General features: G+C 65.7%; 18 protein-coding genes. 13 read left to right on the top strand and 5 right to left on the bottom strand.

Going from position 1 to position 18,283, the window contains the following annotated elements:
• Positions 1 to 141: 141 nt before the first annotated feature.
• From A5733_RS12210 to A5733_RS12190, 5 genes are all read left to right on the top strand, one after another.
• Complete coding sequence (locus A5733_RS12210; protein WP_067776288.1) at positions 142 to 1,764, top strand: S53 family peptidase; 1,623 nt, start codon at positions 142 to 144, stop codon at positions 1,762 to 1,764.
• The gene (locus A5733_RS12205; protein WP_067776285.1) at positions 1,761 to 2,969 is read left to right on the top strand and encodes a zinc ribbon domain-containing protein; all 1,209 of its coding nucleotides are present in this window, start codon (positions 1,761 to 1,763) and stop codon (positions 2,967 to 2,969) included. Before A5733_RS12210 ends, A5733_RS12205 begins: the two co-directional genes overlap by 4 nt.
• Positions 2,966 to 3,685 (top strand): hypothetical protein, encoded by a 720-nt coding sequence (locus A5733_RS12200; protein WP_067776283.1) that lies wholly within the window; start codon positions 2,966 to 2,968, stop codon positions 3,683 to 3,685. The genes A5733_RS12205 and A5733_RS12200 overlap by 4 nt, the downstream gene beginning before the upstream one ends.
• 177 nt (positions 3,686 to 3,862) lie before the next feature.
• Positions 3,863 to 4,081: a hypothetical protein gene (locus tag A5733_RS12195; RefSeq protein WP_369806778.1), complete on the top strand. Its 219-nt coding sequence runs from the start codon at positions 3,863 to 3,865 to the stop codon at positions 4,079 to 4,081.
• Positions 4,082 to 4,120: 39 nt separating this feature from the next.
• Positions 4,121 to 5,617, top strand: a complete 1,497-nt coding sequence (locus tag A5733_RS12190) for a zinc ribbon domain-containing protein (protein WP_076240292.1) — start codon at positions 4,121 to 4,123, stop codon at positions 5,615 to 5,617.
• On the opposite strand, the gene guaA is transcribed toward A5733_RS12190, so the two are convergent.
• Entirely contained in the window at positions 5,618 to 7,177 is a 1,560-nt protein-coding gene (gene guaA / locus A5733_RS12185) for a glutamine-hydrolyzing GMP synthase (protein WP_076240303.1), read from the bottom strand. It abuts the gene before it with no gap.
• A 110-nt stretch (positions 7,178 to 7,287) separates the two neighbouring features.
• Here guaA and A5733_RS12180 point away from each other — a divergent pair, with 110 nt between their 5' ends.
• The 6 genes from A5733_RS12180 to A5733_RS12155 all read left to right on the top strand — a co-directional run bounded on the left by A5733_RS12180 (position 7,288) and on the right by A5733_RS12155 (position 12,675).
• Positions 7,288 to 7,605 carry a WXG100 family type VII secretion target gene (locus tag A5733_RS12180; RefSeq protein WP_076240291.1) on the top strand — a complete coding sequence of 106 codons (318 nt, stop codon included), beginning with the start codon at positions 7,288 to 7,290 and terminating at the stop codon, positions 7,603 to 7,605.
• Positions 7,602 to 7,889 carry a WXG100 family type VII secretion target gene (locus tag A5733_RS12175; protein ID WP_067776277.1) on the top strand — a complete coding sequence of 96 codons (288 nt, stop codon included), beginning with the start codon at positions 7,602 to 7,604 and terminating at the stop codon, positions 7,887 to 7,889. Before A5733_RS12180 ends, A5733_RS12175 begins: the two co-directional genes overlap by 4 nt.
• 140 nt (positions 7,890 to 8,029) lie before the next feature.
• Positions 8,030 to 9,214: a colicin E3/pyocin S6 family cytotoxin gene (locus A5733_RS27715; RefSeq protein ID WP_198938778.1), complete on the top strand. Its 1,185-nt coding sequence runs from the start codon at positions 8,030 to 8,032 to the stop codon at positions 9,212 to 9,214.
• A 3-nt stretch (positions 9,215 to 9,217) separates the two neighbouring features.
• Positions 9,218 to 9,457: a hypothetical protein gene (locus tag A5733_RS12165; RefSeq protein ID WP_067776274.1), complete on the top strand. Its 240-nt coding sequence runs from the start codon at positions 9,218 to 9,220 to the stop codon at positions 9,455 to 9,457.
• Between the two features lie 111 nt (positions 9,458 to 9,568).
• The gene (locus A5733_RS12160; protein WP_233152677.1) at positions 9,569 to 10,312 is read left to right on the top strand and encodes a beta-phosphoglucomutase family hydrolase; all 744 of its coding nucleotides are present in this window, start codon (positions 9,569 to 9,571) and stop codon (positions 10,310 to 10,312) included.
• On the top strand, positions 10,312 to 12,675 hold the full coding sequence (locus A5733_RS12155; protein ID WP_067776337.1) for a glycoside hydrolase family 65 protein: 2,364 nt from the start codon (positions 10,312 to 10,314) through the stop codon (positions 12,673 to 12,675). The genes A5733_RS12160 and A5733_RS12155 overlap by 1 nt, the downstream gene beginning before the upstream one ends.
• On the opposite strand, the gene A5733_RS12150 is transcribed toward A5733_RS12155, so the two are convergent.
• Positions 12,676 to 13,245: a TetR/AcrR family transcriptional regulator gene (locus A5733_RS12150; protein ID WP_067776268.1), complete on the bottom strand. Its 570-nt coding sequence runs from the start codon at positions 13,243 to 13,245 to the stop codon at positions 12,676 to 12,678. It lies immediately after the preceding gene.
• Positions 13,246 to 13,331: 86 nt separating this feature from the next.
• Between A5733_RS12150 and A5733_RS12145 the strand changes: the two genes are divergently transcribed.
• Positions 13,332 to 14,231, top strand: a complete 900-nt coding sequence (locus A5733_RS12145; protein ID WP_067776262.1) for a TauD/TfdA family dioxygenase — start codon at positions 13,332 to 13,334, stop codon at positions 14,229 to 14,231.
• Here A5733_RS12145 and A5733_RS12140 read toward each other — a convergent pair whose 3' ends face one another.
• Positions 14,232 to 16,253 (bottom strand): YhgE/Pip domain-containing protein, encoded by a 2,022-nt coding sequence (locus A5733_RS12140; RefSeq protein ID WP_255376484.1) that lies wholly within the window; start codon positions 16,251 to 16,253, stop codon positions 14,232 to 14,234.
• 1 nt (position 16,254) lies between these two features.
• Complete coding sequence (locus A5733_RS12135; protein ID WP_067776260.1) at positions 16,255 to 16,929, bottom strand: hypothetical protein; 675 nt, start codon at positions 16,927 to 16,929, stop codon at positions 16,255 to 16,257.
• A gap of 46 nt (positions 16,930 to 16,975) precedes the next feature.
• Between A5733_RS12135 and A5733_RS12130 the strand changes: the two genes are divergently transcribed.
• A complete protein-coding gene (locus tag A5733_RS12130; RefSeq protein ID WP_076240300.1) occupies positions 16,976 to 17,602 on the top strand; it encodes a TetR/AcrR family transcriptional regulator in 627 nt (208 codons plus the stop codon).
• Positions 17,603 to 17,607: 5 nt separating this feature from the next.
• Here A5733_RS12130 and phoU read toward each other — a convergent pair whose 3' ends face one another.
• Entirely contained in the window at positions 17,608 to 18,267 is a 660-nt protein-coding gene (phoU, locus tag A5733_RS12125) for a phosphate signaling complex protein PhoU (protein WP_076240290.1), read from the bottom strand.
• Positions 18,268 to 18,283: the final 16 nt, after the last annotated feature.

Below are 18,283 nucleotides of genomic sequence, written 5' to 3'. Positions count from 1 at the left end.
TGGCACCGGTCGAGCCGACCGAGAAGTCGATCAGCCCCACCGGCGGCAACCTGTTCACCCCCGGCGTCAAGGCACCGCCGGCGCCGACCGCCCTGCCCGGCGACAACTAGGCCTCGAACTAGAGGAATCGGTCATTCGCCCATGGCCGGGATACACATCGCGCCCGGGCGCGCGCTACTGGCACTCATCATGCTCAGCGTCCTGCTGGTCTCAGACCTGCGGGCCACCCCTGCCCTGAACGATGAGGCGCGCGGACACATCACCGGCCCGTATGCCCAATTACTGGCTGCCTCAACAGATCTCGGCCCCTCAAGTGACCGCTCAGCACAGGTGACCGTGACGCTGCACCGCACGTCACGACCAGCGGCGCTATACCGGTGGGCCGGCGAGCATGCGTTGTCGGTCCGGTGGCAGCCGGGCGCCGGGTGGGCGATAGCCGAAGGCCGATCCTCTGACCTGGCAACCGCTTTCGACGTCGATGTGCACGACTACCGGGGTCGGCGCGGACAGGAGTTCTATGCCTCACCGCAACAGCCGTCGGTGCCAGCGCCCCTGCGCGCAGAAATAGCCGGCATCGGCCGCATCCTCGGCTACACGCCCTACCGGATGTCCCTACCGGACCTACGGAATCTGCCGACCGACGTCCCCGATCAGGGGTTGGTGCCGAAGGCGCTACTCAACACCTACAACCTCGACGGATTGGCGGCACAGGGCTACACCGGCAAGAACACCACCATCGTGATCTTCGCATTCGACGGATTCGACCAGGCTGATCTCGACACCTTCGCCACTACCTTCGGGCTGCCCACGTTCACGCCCGTCCTGATCGGCGGACAACCGAGCACACCGCACGGTGAGACCACGATGGATCTGCAGGTTGCCCACGCCATCGCCCCGGACGCACGGAAAGTCGTGATCAACGCCCGGCCGACGGTACAGGGCGACGGCGCCTACGAGAAGATCGGCAAGATGTTGGAGGCCGCCGACCAACAGTTTCCCGGTGCGGTGTGGAGCTTCTCGATCGGTTGGGGCTGCGACAAGCTGATCACCGCAGCCGATCTCGCCCCGGTTCGCTCCGCCCTGCGCACCGCGCACACCCACGGCACCACGGCCTTCAACGCCAGCGGCGATCTGGCCGGTTTGGAATGCAGAGGTGGACAAGACTGGTCATCTGCTCCCAGCGAGGGCGACATCGGCCTGGATTCGGTTGCCTCCCTACCCGAGATCACCGACGTCGGCGGAACCACCCTGTCCACCGATGCCGAGGGCCGCTGGCTGGCCGAGCAGGCCTGGTTCGACGTCCCGCTCTCGCAGGGCACCGGCGGCGGGGTGTCGGCGCTCTTCGACCGACCCGAATGGCAACGCGGCGTGTCTGCTCCGGGAAGTCCTGAGGCCGGCAGCCAGAAACGACTCACCCCCGACATCGCCGCCGTCGCCGATCCGTTCACCGGCGTGAAAATCGTTCTCAACGGCCAAGTCCTGGTCGGTGGTGGCACATCACAAGCCGCACCGCTGTGGGCCGGTATCGCCGCGGTGATCAACCAGTACCTGACCGCCAACGGCGGCCGGGCGATGGGCGACCTCAATCCGATGCTGTACCGGATCGCCAGAGGAGCGCCCCTGCCGGCGTTCCGCGACGTCACCCTCGGCGGCAACGCCGTGGCCACCGCCGGGCCCGGGTACGACCTGGTGACCGGGTTGGGCACGCCCGACGTCGAGAATCTCGCCAAGAACCTGCTCATCCTGCAAAAGGCGAACCGATGACCGAACCAGGCAACGACATCGACGTGCCCACCACCGAATGCCGCGTGTGCAAGGTCGATGTCCCCGACGGCACGTACTGCGGATTGTGCGGTGTACCACTTGACCAGGAGGCGTCGGAAGGGCCGGAGTGGTTGCGGCTCAATGCATCCTGTGTAGCTCCCGACGAGCACCTGCTACGGCCGTCCATCGCCAGCTCACTGTTCCCCCACCTGCCGCAGCAGTCGCGCACCCCGTTTCGCGTGGCGATGCTGGTCCTGGTGGTAGCCCTGGTCGGTTGTGCGCTGCTGAAGCTGCCCGCCGCCCTGATCGCCGTCGCCGCGCTCGGGGTCCCGTTGCTGTTCTTGATCTACCTCTACGAGTCCGACGCCTTCCGCGACCTGCACCGCACCAACCTGGTGCTCACCATCGTGCTGGGCATTGCCCTGGGCATCGGGTGGGTGTTGTTCACCGGCCAGATAATGGCCAAGTCCTACGGTGTACCGCTCGGCGCCGGCGTGAGCGGATTCCGGATCATGCGCAACGGCTTGGGGATTCCCTTGGGCGGTGCGGTTTTGATGCTGGCGCCGGCGGTGGTGGTCCGCCTGTTGCGCCCGGCGAGCCGGGAATCATTGGACGGGTTCATGATCGGCGCTCTCGGTGCGACGACTTTCACCGCGGCAGCCACCCTGACCCGGCTGGCCCCCCAGCTCAGCACCGGTATGGTGGCGCGCAACCGGCCGATGTCCGGTCTGCTCGTCGAGGCCGGAATCCGTGGTATCGCAGTGCCATTGACCGCGGCGGCCATCGGCGGGCTGATCGGCGCGGCGCTGTGGTTCACCCGACCTGCCACCAAGGCCGACAAACACGTCGGATACGTGCGCCTGGTGATGTTCACCTGCGCGCTTGCGGTGCTGGCGATCTACGCCGCACTGGGCCTCGTCGACGTGGCACGCATCCCCCAGTGGATTCAATTGACCGTGCACATCGTGGTCGCATTGACGGCGATATTGGCGCTACGTGTCGGTCTGCACTTGGCCCTGTTGCACGAAGCACACGACGAGATCGCCTCGGACCGACCAATTTTCTGTCCGCGCTGCGGTCACATCGTGCCCGACATGGCGTTCTGTCCGCACTGTGGTGCGGCCACCCATGCGTCGTCACGCACGTCTCGCGCCGAACGCCGTAGACACCGTCCGGTACGCGATCCGGGGTCCGACGACAGGTGAGCACGTTTTTTCCCGGCTACGCGGTACCCGTCTCGACCGGCAGAATCCGCGCCATTCGCGGCACCTCGGTGCTGAAACTGCTGGCCGTCCTCGGCACCGCCATCGCCCTGGTGGCCGGTGTGCTGGCCTGGATCTCGAAAACCACCAGTGCGCCGCCTGCGCGGTATATGTGTCCGCCCGATTGCGGACATCCACCGATGGGACAAGCCGTCGCGATCAACCCGGTGTTCACCGCGCCCGACGGGAGCTTCTCGGTCTCGTACCCCGCGGCGGGGACGGCCTACAAGGTCACCACCGCCCGTACCGGCGTCACCGCCGAATTCACCGCCGGTGACGGCGGGATGATGCAGTTGATGAGCCGGCCCGCCGACGGCCGGACACCGAAGGACATCGCCAATTCCCTTATCGGCACGACGTTCCCGGACACCACCACCGCCTACGAGATTCCCAACGCGATGGTGGGCTACCGGCCAGGTTACGGCGTCGTCGCGGACTGCTGGCCGCAGAGCGCCACCAGCAGCTACGCCCGCATGCGCGTCATCGTGATGGTCGCGGTCAAGGACGACCTTGCGCTGATCGCCTCCGCCGTTGGTCCGTATCACGAATTCGGGCCGCAATCGGGCTCCGGCAAGCCGTCCGGGGCCAACCTCCAGCTCGCGCTCGACATGGGTAAGTACGTCAACAGTTTCCGTTGGCGTGGCGACCCTCACCGCTGACCACCGAAACCGCCAATTGACGTCCGCGGCGCGACCCCCCGGGTTAGAGTTTGCCAGCCGGTCGATTTCGACGGCTGCATGTGAACCACCCGCCGGGGGAAGTTAGGACAAAACATGAGGTCACGTCGATTTACTCGTCGCCTCGCAGTCGCTGCGGCCGCTGCCGCCATTGTCGGAATGACCACGCTCAGTGCTTGCGGCACCGGCGAGAAGGCACCCGAGACCACGACGCCGACCACGACGACAACGACCACGATGTCGACGTCCCCAGCGCCCGTGGCACCGACCGAGAAGAACGTCGTGCCCAGCGGCGCCAACAAGTTCACCCCGACCCACGCCGGGCCACCGGCGCCGCCCACCGGGCGCCACGGGGCCGGCAGCCCGCATCGGCAATAAGTGCCCGATATCGCCGTCTCTTGATTCGGCCGGCAGGCGATGAGTAGCGGGACCGAGTCCCGTTTCGCGGCACCGTTTTGGCTGGCCGTCGGATTGTTTCTGGCCGCGGTGACGGCGTCCGCGGTGCTGCGGCTGCCGTCGGCCATGATCGGTCTCGCCGCCTTCGGATTGCCGCTGCTGTTCGGCACGTACCTGCGGGAAACCGCTGCGGGGCAAACTCTTCCGGTCCGCGCGGTGCTGCTCACCGTCACGCTCGGGATGGGGTTGGGCGCCGGGTGGACCCTGATGACCGGTTCCGTCGTGGCCCGGGAATACGACGTGCCCGTCGGCGTCGGCACCGAGCCGTTGCGAGTCGTCCGGGATGGGTTGGCCGTCCCGCTCGGCGCCATGACCCTGATGCTCGCCCCGGCCCTGGTGATCTGCCTGCTCGTGACGCGGCAGCCAAAGCCTCAGAACGGCTTTGCATTCGGCGCTCTGGGTGCAGTGGCCTTCACCGCGGCCGCTACGCTCTGCCGGCTGGGAACGCAGCTCGACGACGGGATCGTGGACAACGACCGGCCGTTGACCGGGTTGTTGGTGCAAGCCGGTATCCAGGCGGTGGCCGTGCCGGTGACTGCCGCGGCCACCGGTGGTCTCGTCGGCGTGATGCTGTGGTTCTCCCCGCCATCCGACACTCGGCATCGGCGGGTGCGGGCCATCGGCCTGACGACTGTCACCGTGGTCGGCCTGTACGCCGTCCTCGGCCTGATCGACGTCGCGCCGGCACCGCAGCTGGTGGTGTTGGCCGTGCATCTGATCGTGATGGCCTTGGCGGTACTGGCGGCACGGGCCGGCCTGCGGACGACCTCGCACGCCGGCGCGGGCCTCGACCCGGTGCGATTACCCGGTACTGTCCGGCCGATCGTCACCTGGGGCGTCGGCGTCACGCTGCTCACCGTCGCCCTGGCGGCGGTGTCGCTGGCGGTCAGCGATCCCCCTGCGCGGTACGTCTGTCCACCGGATTGCGGCCGCCCGCCGACCAGCGAGGCGGTGGCGACCAATCCCCGTTTCACCGCCCCTGACGGTGCGTTCTCCGTCTCGTATCCCGCGTCCAGCGCGGTGTACCAGGCGACCATCGCCGACGACGGCGTCACCGTGGATTATCTGATCGACGACGGCGGCACCATGCAGCTCATCGGGCGGCCCGCCGCGGAGCGGACGCCGAAAGAGATCACGAAGGCCCTGGTCGAGGAGACCTACCCGGATGCTGCGGTCGACTACGAGATTCCGAATGCAATGGTCGGATACCAACCCGGGTACGGCATGGTCGTCGACAGCTGGCCGCAGAACGCCACCGGCGACTACCTGCGGCTGCGGGTGGTCATCCTGGCCGCGGTCAAGGACGACCTGGCGCTGATCGCCGTGGCTGCCGGCCCGTACCACGAGTACGGCCCCGATTTCGGGCCGGGAATGCCGTCGGGCGCCAACCTCGACCTTGCTCAGGATATGGGCAAGTACGTCAACAGCTTTCGCTGGCGCGGGGATCCGCCGCGCTGATCACTCCCACTCGATGGTGCCCGGCGGCTTGCTGGTGACGTCCAGCACCACCCGGTTGACCTCGGGCACCTCGTTGGTGATCCGGGTCGAAATCCGTTCCAGCACTTCGTAAGGCACCCGAGTCCAGTCGGCGGTCATGGCGTCCTCACTGGAGACCGGCCGCAGCACGATCGGGTGACCGTAGGTGCGCCCGTCGCCCTGCACCCCGACCGAGCGCACGTCGGCAAGCAGGACCACCGGGCACTGCCAGATCTGCTGGTCCAAACCGGCGGCGGTGAGTTCCTCGCGGGCGATGGCGTCGGCGCGGCGCAGGGTGTCCAACCGGTCGGCGGTCACCTCGCCGACGATGCGAATACCCAGCCCGGGCCCCGGGAACGGTTGGCGGGCAACGATTTCCTCCGGCAGGCCGAGCTCACGGCCGACCGCCCGCACCTCGTCCTTGAACAGCAGCCGCAGTGGCTCGACGAGCGTGAACTTCAGGTCGTCGGGCAGGCCCCCGACGTTGTGGTGGCTCTTGATGTTGGCGGTGCCGGTGCCGCCGCCGGACTCCACGACGTCCGGGTACAGCGTGCCCTGCACCAGGAATTCGACGTCCGGTCCACCCTCCTCGACGATGCCGCGGACCGCACCCTCGAAAGCGCGGATGAACTCGCGGCCGATGATCTTGCGCTTGCCCTCGGGGTTGGTCACCCCACTGAGCGCTTCGAGGAACCGATCGGCAACGTCGACGGTCACCAGTTTGGCTCCGGTGGCGGCGACGAAATCTCGTTGCACCTGGGCCCGCTCCCCCGCGCGCAGCAGACCGTGGTCGACGAACACACAGGTCAGCCGGTCTCCGATGGCGCGTTGCACCAGCGCGGCGGCCACCGCGGAGTCGACACCGCCGGACAACCCGCAGATCGCCTGGCCGTCCCCGATCTGGGCGCGGACCGCCTCGATCAACTGCTCGGCGATGTTGGCCGGGGTCCAGCCGGCACCGATCCCTGCAAACTCGTGCAGGAACCGGCTCAACACCTGTTGGCCGTGCGGAGAGTGCAACACCTCGGGGTGGTACTGGACGCCGGCCAGGCGGCGGGCCCGGTTCTCGAAGCCCGCGACCGGGGCACCGGCGCTGGAGGCGACGACGTCGAAGCCCTCCGGCGCGGCGGTGACGGCGTCGCCGTGACTCATCCACACCGGCTGCGTGGTAGGCAACTCGGAGTGCAGGTCGCCGCCGGCAACGGTCAACTCGGTGCGCCCGTATTCGCTGGTGCCGGTGTGTTCGACAGTGCCGCCGAGCGCCTGGGCCATGGCCTGGAATCCGTAGCAGATGCCGAACACCGGAACGTCGAGATCGAACAGCGCGGGGTCCAGCCGCGGCGCGCCTTCGGCGTACACACTGGCCGGGCCACCCGAGAGCACGATGGCCTGCGGATCCTTGGCCTTGATCTCCTCGACACTGGCGGTGTGTGGGACGACCTCGGAAAACACCCGCGCCTCACGGACCCGGCGCGCGATCAGCTGTGCGTACTGGGCGCCGAAATCGACGACGAGGACGGGACGGGGAGATGCAGACGTCACCGCCACAGTCTAGTGGTGGCCCATCCGCGCAGCTGAGGCGCACAAACTCATGGCATCGACAGCTGCACTCTGACCATAGACTTTCAGGGGAACGACCGAGGGGGAGAGAAGTGGCAAAGTCATTGACGACCGACTGGGAATCCATGGTCTCGTCGGCTCGACTCTTGGCGGAGCAGGCTGCTCAGCTAGCTGCTGAACTGGACAATATTGAGAAAGAGTGGGATGACCTGACATCGACGTGGACAGGGGCTGCTGCATCGACGTTCGCGCCTGTGTGGCGAGAATGGCACGACGGGGCGCAACGCGTCGCCCGGGCATTGGACGAATCGTGTGATCTGCTCAGACAGGCGGCGACCACATACGTCGATCAAGATAATGAAGGCGCGCAGGCTATTGCCAGCAGCATTAATAGTGGCGGTGCGCTATGAGCAGGTATTCCGTAGACTTGGATCGCCTTCAAGAATTCGCTGATCGGTTGGCCGCGTTCAATTCCAGTGCCGAACATGTCGCAGGCGAGGCGGAACAGCAAGTCGCCGTGTTACACAGTTCGTGGACAGGAGACGCCGCCGACGCTCACCGCAGGTACCACACGGAATGGATGGACGCCGTAAGTCAAATGCGCGAGGCGTTGAATGCATTGCGGACGAAGATCGCCTCGGCGCACCGTGATTATTCGGGTACGGTAGCCCATAACGTCGCAATGTGGCCGTGATCTCTCAAGACCAAACGCCCTTGCTGGAGATGACTTTCGCCGACTATGAGAATTTAGACTAAATGGCACCGATAATTGCAGATTCGGAAGTTCTGCTAAACGCGGCAAAACTCTACGATAACGCGCGGACAAGCGCTCCAATGGTGCTGAACAAACTGACCTCCACGCTTGATGAAAACTGGGGGTGTGCCGGTACCGACAACTCTGGTCACACTTGGGCGAACGGCTATGACCCAGCCGCCCTCGACGCCGTAAAAGCGGGCTTCGACGCGGTCAACGCCTTCGCTAAACTTCAGGACCTTTTGGCATTCACTGGCGTCAACCACGCCAACGCCGAGCGTGCTGCATCGACGCCACCCGGTGAAAAAATGGCCCCGCCCGCATTGGCCTCACAATATTCCGCAGGAGCGTTCAAAGGTTCCTACGGAGGCGACACCGACGCACCGCTCGGTTGGGGTTTAGTCAGCCGTTGGCTGCAGGGACACCTTTGGCCGAACGGCGATCCATCCAAACTTCGCAAGCTCGGCAGCGCATGGGCCGAAGCCGCAAAGGGGCTTCGCGCAGCCAGCACCCAGGCGGGGCCTGCGTGGTCAGCGATCGAAGACCTGTCCTCTCCTGAGTTTGACAAGGCGTTGGCACAGATGGACCTGGTGGCCAACAACGTCGAGGCACTCGCCAGTCACTTCGAAAGCCTTGGCCACTCATGCGATAACTGGGCGCACCAGATTGACGAGGCGCATCGGAAGATCCGTGAGATCATTTCCGACAGCCTCGGCTGGGCGATCGCTGCAGGGATCGTCGGTGGAATCGTCGGAAGTCTCGTTGGGCCGGAAGGCACCGTCGGCGGAGCGGGACTAGCAGCTGGGTCAGCAGCGTCGGGGGCAGCGTCCTCGATACTTCCAATTCTCGTCAGCCTCGACGTCGCCGCCGGCATCGCAACAGGTGCAGTCGTCGGTGGAACTGTTGCCGTCGGGGTCGCAGCGGCCGAAATCTCTCAAGATCTGCAGCCTCTACTTCAGGCGAATGCTTCGGTCTACAATTCCGACGGATCCGGCATGGTGAGCGGTCCAGCGGGTAACTTCTACCCAAAACCGAATAACCTCAACGCTTTCCCGAAGGCTAAACGCGTACCGCCCAAGACACGGATGAGTGGCGGTCGGATGCGAGCACGCTGGAAGGACGATAAAGACAATATTTATGAGTGGGATAGTCAGCACGGAAAAGTCGAGGTTTATGACAAGAGGGGTACACACAAGGGTGAATTTGATCCCAACACCGGTGCTCAGACCAAGCCTGCGGACCCTACAAGAAAAGTGACTCCCTGACCTATGTGGCAACTTGAAGGTTATAATGCGAAGACCGAGGATCTGGAATGCGAAATCCCGCTCCCGCAGCTCGACAGCTCCGGCGTTCGACAAATTCTTCACATCGACGACGATCAACCGATCGAACCGTTCTTGTTCGAGGCCAATGACCCTGCGACGTTGAACCAACTTCTTTCGTTCAGCGATGAATCAATAAACGTGGAACCGTCTTTGACCTATTTTCTCGCCTTCTCCAGCGACTGAGCACGCGGTAGCACCGCCCGGTCACGACTGGACCCTGCCGGCATGTTTAAACCCCCGCCTCGTGTGGTGATTACGCATGATGGAGAAGACGTCGGCGAAAGCGAGGACCCTGTGCTGGGCCTGCCCGAGCAGATCACCGCGTGCCTGTTCGATCTCGATGGTGTCCTCACCGACACCGCCAGCGTGCACAAGAAGGCCTGGAAGGCCATGTTCGACGAGTTTCTGCGCACCAGGGCCGAACAAACCAGTGAGCCGTTCGTCGAGTTCGACATCGACGACGACTACCTGCGTTACGTCGACGGCAAGCGTCGCGAGGACGGCGTGCGCTCGTTCCTGGCCAGCCGCGGAATCGTCATTCCCGAAGGGACGCCGGACGACGCCACCACCGTCGACACCGTCGAAGGACTGGGCAACCGCAAGAACGCAATGTTTCACCGAACCCTCAAGCGCGACGGCGTCGAGGTGTTCGAGGGCTCGCGCCGTTACCTGGAAGCGGCGGTAAGAGCGGGGCTACACCGAGCGGTGGTGTCTTCCAGCGCCAACACCGAGGAGGTGCTCAACATCACGGGACTGGACACATTCATCGAACAGCGGGTGGACGGGGTGACGATGCGCGACGAGAACCTGCCGGGGAAACCGGCGCCGGACAGCTTCCTGCGCGCCGCCGAACTACTCGGTGTCCCCCCGGCACAGGCGGCAGTGTTCGAAGATGCGTTGGCCGGCGTCGCGGCCGGGCGGGCCGGTCAGTTCGGTTTCGTGGTCGGCGTGGACCGGGTCGGGCAGGCCGCCGAGCTGCGCCGTGACGGCGCCGACATCGTGGTGACGGACCTCGGCGACCTGCTGGAGCCGCGATGATGATCACCCACGAGGCCTACCCGGTGGAACCGTGGCAGGTGCGCGAAACCCAGTTGGACCTCAACCTGCTGGCACAGTCGGAATCGCTGTTCTCGTTGTCCAACGGTCATATCGGCCTGCGGGGCAATCTCGACGAGGGCGAGCCGTACGGCCTACCCGGGACATATCTGGCCGGATACTTCGAGGTACGCCCACTCCCCTACGCAGAAGCGGGATTCGGTTATCCCGAAGCCGGCCAGACCGTCGTCAACGTCACCAACGGCAAGCTGCTGCGCCTGCTCGTCGACGACGAACCGTTCGACGTGCGCTACGGCGAACTCATCGACCATGAGCGCACACTCGACCTGCGCGCCGGAACCCTGACCCGCCATGCCCACTGGCGCTCGCCGGCGGGAAAGCAGGTCAAGCTGGTCTCCACCAGGCTGGTGTCGTTCGCCCACCGCGGCGTCGCCGCCATCGAGTACATCGTCGAGGCAGTCGACGAATTCGTCCGCGTCACGGTGCAATCCGAGCTTGTCACCAACGAAGACCAGCCAGAGACCTCCGACGACCCTCGGGTGTCGGCGGTGCTCAAGAAGCCACTGCAGGCTGTTCATCACGAAAACACCGACCACCGCGCACTTCTCGTGCATCGCACCACCGGCAGCGCTTTGACGATGGCTGCCGGGATGGATCACGACGTCGAGGTACCCGGCCGCGTCGAGGTCAGCACCGACTCTTACGAGGACCTGGCCCGGACAACCGTGATCTGCGGGCTGCGTCCAGGCCAGAAACTGCGCATCGTCAAGTATCTCGCCTACGGCTGGTCGAGCTTGCGCTCACGCCCGGCACTGCAGGATCAGGTCGCAGCCGCCATCACCGGCGCCCGCTACAGCGGCTGGCAAGGTCTGCTCGACTCCCAACGGGCCTACCTCGACGAGTTCTGGGACTGTGCGGACGTGGAGGTCGAGGGCGACCCGGATTGCCAGCAGGCGGTGCGGTTCGGGTTGTTCCACGTGCTTCAGGCCAGCGCCCGGGCCGAGCGCCGTGCCATCGCCGGTAAGGGCTTGACCGGCACCGGCTACGACGGCCATGCGTTCTGGGACACCGAAGGTTTCGTGCTCCCGGTGCTGACGTACACCAAGCCCCAGGCCGCCGCCGACGCACTGCGCTGGCGCGCCTCCACGCTGGACTTGGCCCGCGAACGCGCCGCCCTCCTCGACCTGAAGGGAGCCAGTTTCCCGTGGCGCACCATCCGGGGCGAGGAATGTTCGGCGTACTGGCCGGCCGGCACGGCCGCCTGGCACATCAACGCCGACATCGCCGCCGCCTTCGAGCGCTATCGCATTGTCACCGGCGATGATTCGTTGGAGAAGGAGTGCGGACTGGCGGTCTTGGTGGACACCGCGCGGTTGTGGATGTCACTCGGCCACCATGACCGTTACGGGATCTGGCACCTGGACGGGGTGACCGGTCCCGACGAGTACACCGCCATGGTGCGTGACAACGTCTTCACGAATCTGATGGCGGCACACAACCTTCGGGTGGCCGCCGACGCCTGCACCCGCCATCCCGACGCCTCCTACGCGATGGGCGTGACCACCGAGGAGACCGCGGCCTGGCGCGACGCCGCCGACGCCGCGCACATTCCCTATGACGAGGAATTGGGTGTGCACCCACAGTGCCAGGGGTTCACCACACTGGCCGAGTGGGATTTCTCGGCCAATACCACCTATCCGCTTCTGCTCAACGAACCATATGTGCGGCTCTACCCCACCCAGGTGCTCAAACAGGCCGATCTGGTGCTGGCCATGCAGTGGCAGAGCCACGCCTTCACCCCCGAACAGAAGGCACGCAACGTCGATTACTACGAGCGGCGCACGACGCGGGACTCGTCTCTGTCGGCCTGCACCCAGGCCGTGATGTGCGCCGAGGTGGGCCATCTGGAGCTGGCCCACGACTATGCCTACGAGGCCGCGTTGATCGACCTGCGGGACCTGCACCGCAATACCCGTGACGGATTGCACATGGCCTCACTGGCCGGGTCATGGACTGCATTGGTGGCCGGTTTCGGCGGGGTACGTGACGACGAGGGCATCCTGTCGGTAGACCCGCACCTGCCCGACGGCATTTCCTGCCTGCGTTTCCGACTGCGGTGGAGGGATTTCCGGGTGACGGTCGAAGCGAAGCATCACGACGTCACCTACACCTTGCGCGACGGGCCCGACGGTTCGCTGACCATCCGCCACTCCGGAAAAGACGTAGTGCTCAACACGCAGAAGCCGACCACGGTCAAGGTGGTGCCGCGCCATGCCCTGCTGCCACCGCCGCCACAGCCGCCCGGACGCGAGCCGCTGCGCCGTCGCGCCGGCCACGGCTGCTGACTATTCCGCTCGCGGGTTTGTCGGGCGGAGCATCCGTGCGATCTCCGCGCCGACGGCCTCACGGACCTCCTCGTCGGCATCCAGACCGGCCGCCGACCGCAAGAACGGTTCGAACAACCGCCAACCCATTTGCAGGGCAACCGCATTCGCCACCGCCAGTCGACCGCCGCGCGGATCGTCGAAGTTCGGCAGGACCTGACCGAGCAGGCGGGTGACGCCCGGAAACCGGGTCTGCAGCTGCCCCACCGGGTACCCGTCGAGCAGCGCCCGGGCCATCACCCGCATGTGCTGATCCATGTTCCGGTCGATCTCCTCGGCCGGGCCGTCGCCGTCGAGCAGTTCGGTGAGCTTTGTCCCGAGATGCTCCAGCACCGCGCCGACCAACTGATCCTTGGTGCCGAAGTGCCGGTAGATCAGCCCGTGGTTGACGTTGGACTTGGCGGCGATGTCCCGGATCGATGTGGCCGACGGCCCACGCTCGGCAAAAAGTTCCGCCGCAGCGGATAGCGCCGCGGCCACCACCTCGTCGCGACCGACCGGCCCCTTCGACGGTGGCGGCGGTGTAGTCATCCGGCTACACTAGCCCACATCCGGGTGTAGTCACCTGACTACATCTCGTCTCATCAGTGAAGTCTCATCAGTGGAAAGGACGTTCGATGACTGCTTCTGTGGCCACTCCCCCCACCATCACGAAGCTTGGCAGCCGCATCGGTGCTCGCATCGACGGCGTGCAACTGGGTGGAGATCTCGACGCCGACACGATCGCCGCCATCCGACAGGCGCTACTCGAACACAAGGTGGTGTTCTTCGGCGGTCAACACCACCTGACCGACGAGGAACACAACGCGTTCGCCCGCCTGCTCGGGCGGCCGATCGGTCACCATGCGCTGAGGTCTGCCGATGCGCCGTTGATCACCCCGATCGACTCCGAGTACGCCAAGGCCACCCGCTGGCACACCGACGTCACGTTCGTGCCCGACTATCCGGCGATCTCGATCCTGCGCGCGGTGACCCTGCCCAGCTACGGCGGGTCCACTCTGTGGGCGTCGACCGCGGCGGCCTACGACGCGCTACCCGAGCCACTCAAACACCTCACCGAGAACCTGTGGGCTGTACACAGCAATCGGTTCGATTACGCGGCGGCGCCGGTGGCCGCTCTGACCGACGAACAGCAGCAGATGCGAGCCGCCTTCGAGAAGCCTGATTTCCGCACCGAGCACCCGGTGGTGCGGGTGCACCCGGAAACCGGTGAACGCACCCTGGTGGCCGGGGACTTCGCTCGTGGCTTCCTCGGCCTGGACAGCCACGAATCGGCCACCCTGTTGGAGCTCTTGCAGCGTCGAATCACCATGCCGGAGAACACGGTCCGCTGGACCTGGGCGCCCGGTGACGTGGCAATCTGGGACAACCGGGCCACCCAGCACCGCGCCGTCGACGACTACGACAACCAGCGCCGGGTGATGCACCGCGTGACGCTTGCCGGTGACGTGCCGGTCGACATCCACGGGAACCGCAGCCGGCCGCTCGCGGATGCGGCGCTGCTGCAGGCAGTCTGATCACATCTTGATGGCCGGGATCAGCCTGGTCATGTTCCACAGCCGGTTGCGCCTGGCCGAGAGCGCCGAAACGGTCAACGCTCCCACCGAGATCAGCACCAGCGTGATGATCGCCTGCCAGAGCCGATGGTCGATACCGCCCAGGATGAGCTGGCGTAAACCGTTGACCCCGAACGTCATCGGGTCGTAGGTGTGGAAGATCTGGAACGGGCGTGAGGTGGTCTCCACCGGGTACATGCCGCCGGCGCTCACCAGCTGCAACATGAGCAGCGCCATCACCAGCACCCGGCCCACGGCGGGGCCGACGAAGGCGTTGATCGCCTGTGTGGCAGCGACGAACGTGCACGACACCAGGATCATGAAACCTAGCATCGCGACCGGATGTGCCACCTGCATGCCGAGCGCGAACCGGACCACGCAGTACAGGATGATCGCCTGGAAGATCCCGATCACGGCGGCGGGCAAATAGCTCGCCAGGACTACCCGGATCGCCAGGACCTCCGCGGCGATCGGGCGGGTCTGCAACGGCCGCAACACCATCCACAGCACGAGGGCGCCGAAGAACAGAGCGAGCGTGATGAAGAACGGCGCCATCCCGGTGCCGAAGTTGGGCGCGGCGTTTTCGTCTGAGTTCTGCAGGTGAACCGGGCCGCCGATGGTGTCGGCGATCGCCGCCTTCTGTTCGGGCGTCCAGTCCGGCACCTGGCCGGCACCGTCGGCGAGCTTGGTGGCCAACTCCGCCGAACCGGTTCGCAGTTGCCCGGTGCCACTCTTCAACTGCGTGGCGCCGGTGTCGAGCTTGGCGATGCCCGTCGCCAATTCCGCGTTACCGGAGGCGAGTTGCTGAGCTCCGCTGCGCAATTGATTCAGCTTCGCACTGAGATCGGCATTCTTGCTGCCCACCTGATCGAGCGCGGAGTTCAACGGGCTGCCCGGACTGCGCAGCGACGACGTCATCGAGATCGCGGCGTTCTCGGCGTCGGTCAGCTGTTGACGAATCTGCGGCGTGAACTGATGGGCCCGAAGGTCGTCGGCCACGCCACGCAGTGTTCCGGCGGCGTTGTTGGCGATCGGGTCTGGGCTCGCCGATAGCTGGTCGATCACCGAGGACAGTGCCGTGGCGGCCCCGTCCTGCGCCGCGGCGATGGCCCCGATCTGGTCATTGGCCTGCCGGAGCGCCGCGGTGCCGTCTTGCAACTGTTGGGTGTCGCCGCCGATCTTCGACAGGGCGGAGGTCACCGCGACCAATGGGTCGGTGGCCTTGGTGATTCCGTCGGAGAGCTGCTTGGCACCGGTGGCCAACTGGGCCGAACCGGAGCGCGCGTCGTGCAGACCGGATGCCAACCGGCCTGCTCCGTCGTCGACTTTCACCGCCCCGTCGGCCAATTGGGCCGCACCGTCGGCTGCCTGCTTGATCCCCGCCCCGGAACTGACCACCACGGAGAGCACCTGGTTGACCGCCTGCCCGGAGATCCGGGTGGATACAGCGTTGAGGACCTGGTCGACAGCGGTACGGCCGATGTTCGACGAGATGTAGTTGTTGGCGTCGTTGTAGACCGCAATCAGGTTGGCCTGTTTGGGTTTTCCGGTCAGTGGCGAGGCGATCGCCTCGCTGAAGTCCGGCGGCAGTTCGAGCATGAAGTAGTACTTGCCGTGCTCGACTCCGGTGCGTGCCTCATCCGCATCCACGACGTGCCAGTTCAAGCTCGCGTCGTCGGTCAGGCTCTTGGCGATCTCGGCCCCGGCGTTGAGGTGCTGGCCCGAAACCTCCGCGCCCCGATCGGAATTGACCAACGCCACGGGCATCTTGTCCACCTGGCCGAAGGGATCCCAGTAGGCCCACAAGTACAAGGCGCCGTATACCAGCGGCAGCAGCATCAGCACCACGATCGCGGCGCGGGTCATGCGGCTGCGTTTGAAGCGTTTGATCTCCGAGCCGAAGGCGAGACCAGCGGCCGGGGTGCCGAAGGCGAGACCGGCAGCCGGGGTGCCGAAGGCGAGACCAGCGGGTGTAGTCGGCATGTCAGTTCTTTCCGGTCAGGATGCGGTGATCGTGCAGATCGTGGTCGGGGGCGTCGTTGCCGAGCGGATTCGTCACGCCCACAACGACACTGCGTTGCGTGGCGATGGCTCCCAGTCGCTCGACCGCAAGGGCCCGTCGGACGTTGTCCCGGACCTGTTCGAGATCACCCACCACCAAGATCGGGCGGTTCGAGAACAGTGCCAGGGTGACCTTCACCAGAAACAGGTCGAGATCGGACAGTTCACTGATGTAGGTGTCGGCCGCCGGCGGCGTAAGTTCTCCGAACACCTCGCGCAGTTCGGCTTCACCGGCGTCGCGCGGCACGCGCCGGTACCACGGCGCCAGCCAGCGGCGCTGCTCGGCGAGGACCGTCTGCACGGTGACCGAGTCTTCGAGGTCGTCGATGTCAGCGAAGGCGGCGATGGCGCAATGCCGCCGGATCGCCCGGGGTTGCGTCTCACCGCACACGGTCACGGTGCCGTGGGTGGGCTTGAGCCGGCCGGCCAAGGTGAGCAACAGGGCGGTCTGACCCCAGCCGCCGGGCATCTGGATGGCGTGGAAGCCCGGCGTCAGCTCGAGGTCGACGTCGGAGAACAACGGGCCGTGTTCACCGTCGACACCCAACCCCGCCGCAGTGATCTGCGGCGCGACGTGCTCCTCGTCCTTGTCGTCCATGGAAAACCTTTCGATACTCATTGGTATCCATCCGATACTCACGAGTATTCTGTTGCTCATGCCGCCTGTCAAACCTGCACGCACCCGCCCCACCCGCGACGAGGTCCGTGATCGGATCCTGGATGCCGCCTTGAAGGTGTTCGCGGCCGAGGGGTTCGCCGGTGCCACCATCGACGCGATCGGTCACGCCGCGGGCTTCACCAAGGGCGCGGTCTACTCGAACTTCGAATCCAAGGACGAGCTGTTCCTGGCGCTGCTGGACCGGCAGTTCGAGAGCCGCGGTGCGTTGATCGCGACCGCGCTCGACAGCGGCCACGGCGACACGGCCGCCATCGCGGCAGCCTTGAGCCGCTCCACGCTGGAGTCGATACACGACCAGACCGAGTACCAGATCGTGCTCATGGAGTACTGGCTGCGCGCCATCCGTGATCCCCAGCTGCGCGAGCGCCTGGTGGCCCGCCGTCGAACCGCCGCCGATCAGGCGCTGGGCATCGTCGAACAGGCCGGCACCGCATTGCCCGGCAAGCAGCTGTCGGCTCTGGCGCAATTGGTGGTGACCATCATCGCGGGCATCGCCACCGAGGAAGTGCTGCAACCGGGAGCGATCGACGTCGAAACCCTCACCCGGCTGTTCAGCGCGCTACTGGAATCCAGCCCGGCCACCGGGCCGTAGCGCCATCAGGCCAATTTCTTGTGCACCGGGCGCCCGCCCGTGGCCTCAAAGATGACCCGCTTGCCGATCTCGACGGCATGATCGGCGAACCGTTCGTAGTAGCGGCCCAGCAGTGCCACGTCGACCGCCGAGCCGACCCCGTCATCCCAATGCCGGTCCAACAGCAGCGTGAACAAGTGCCGATGCTCGGCGTCCACGGCGTCGTCCTCGTCGCGCAAGCGAGCGGCCGCGTCGGTATCGCGTGAGACCAGCACCTCTTGGGCGATGCGTGCCAACCGCACTGCCTGCGCGCCCATTTCGGCGAAACTGGAACGCACTTCGTCGGGCAGCGCGCAGCCGGGATGACGGAGTCGGGAGATGTCGGCGACATGGACCGCGAGCGCGCCCATCCGGTCCAGGTCGGCAGCGATGTGCATCGACCCGACGACCGTACGCAGCTCGCTGGCGACCGGCTGCTGCAACACGAGTAGCCGGAACGCCGACTCCTCGATCCGACGGTTGTAGTCGGCGATGTGCTCGTGATCGGCGATCACCTGCTCGGCCAGCGTGAGGTCGGCCTCGAGCAGGGCCTGGTTCGCGCGTTGCATCGCATCGACGGCAAGTCCACACATCTCGGCCAGCTGGTTGCACAGTGTCGCCAGCTCGTCACGGAAAGCCTCGCGCATCGCCCACTCCTTCAGT

The sequence above is a fragment of the Mycobacterium sp. NS-7484 genome, assembly GCF_001953975.1.
In the GTDB taxonomy this organism is placed as follows: domain Bacteria; phylum Actinomycetota; class Actinomycetes; order Mycobacteriales; family Mycobacteriaceae; genus Mycobacterium.
This window is presented reverse-complemented; position numbering and strand designations above follow the sequence as displayed.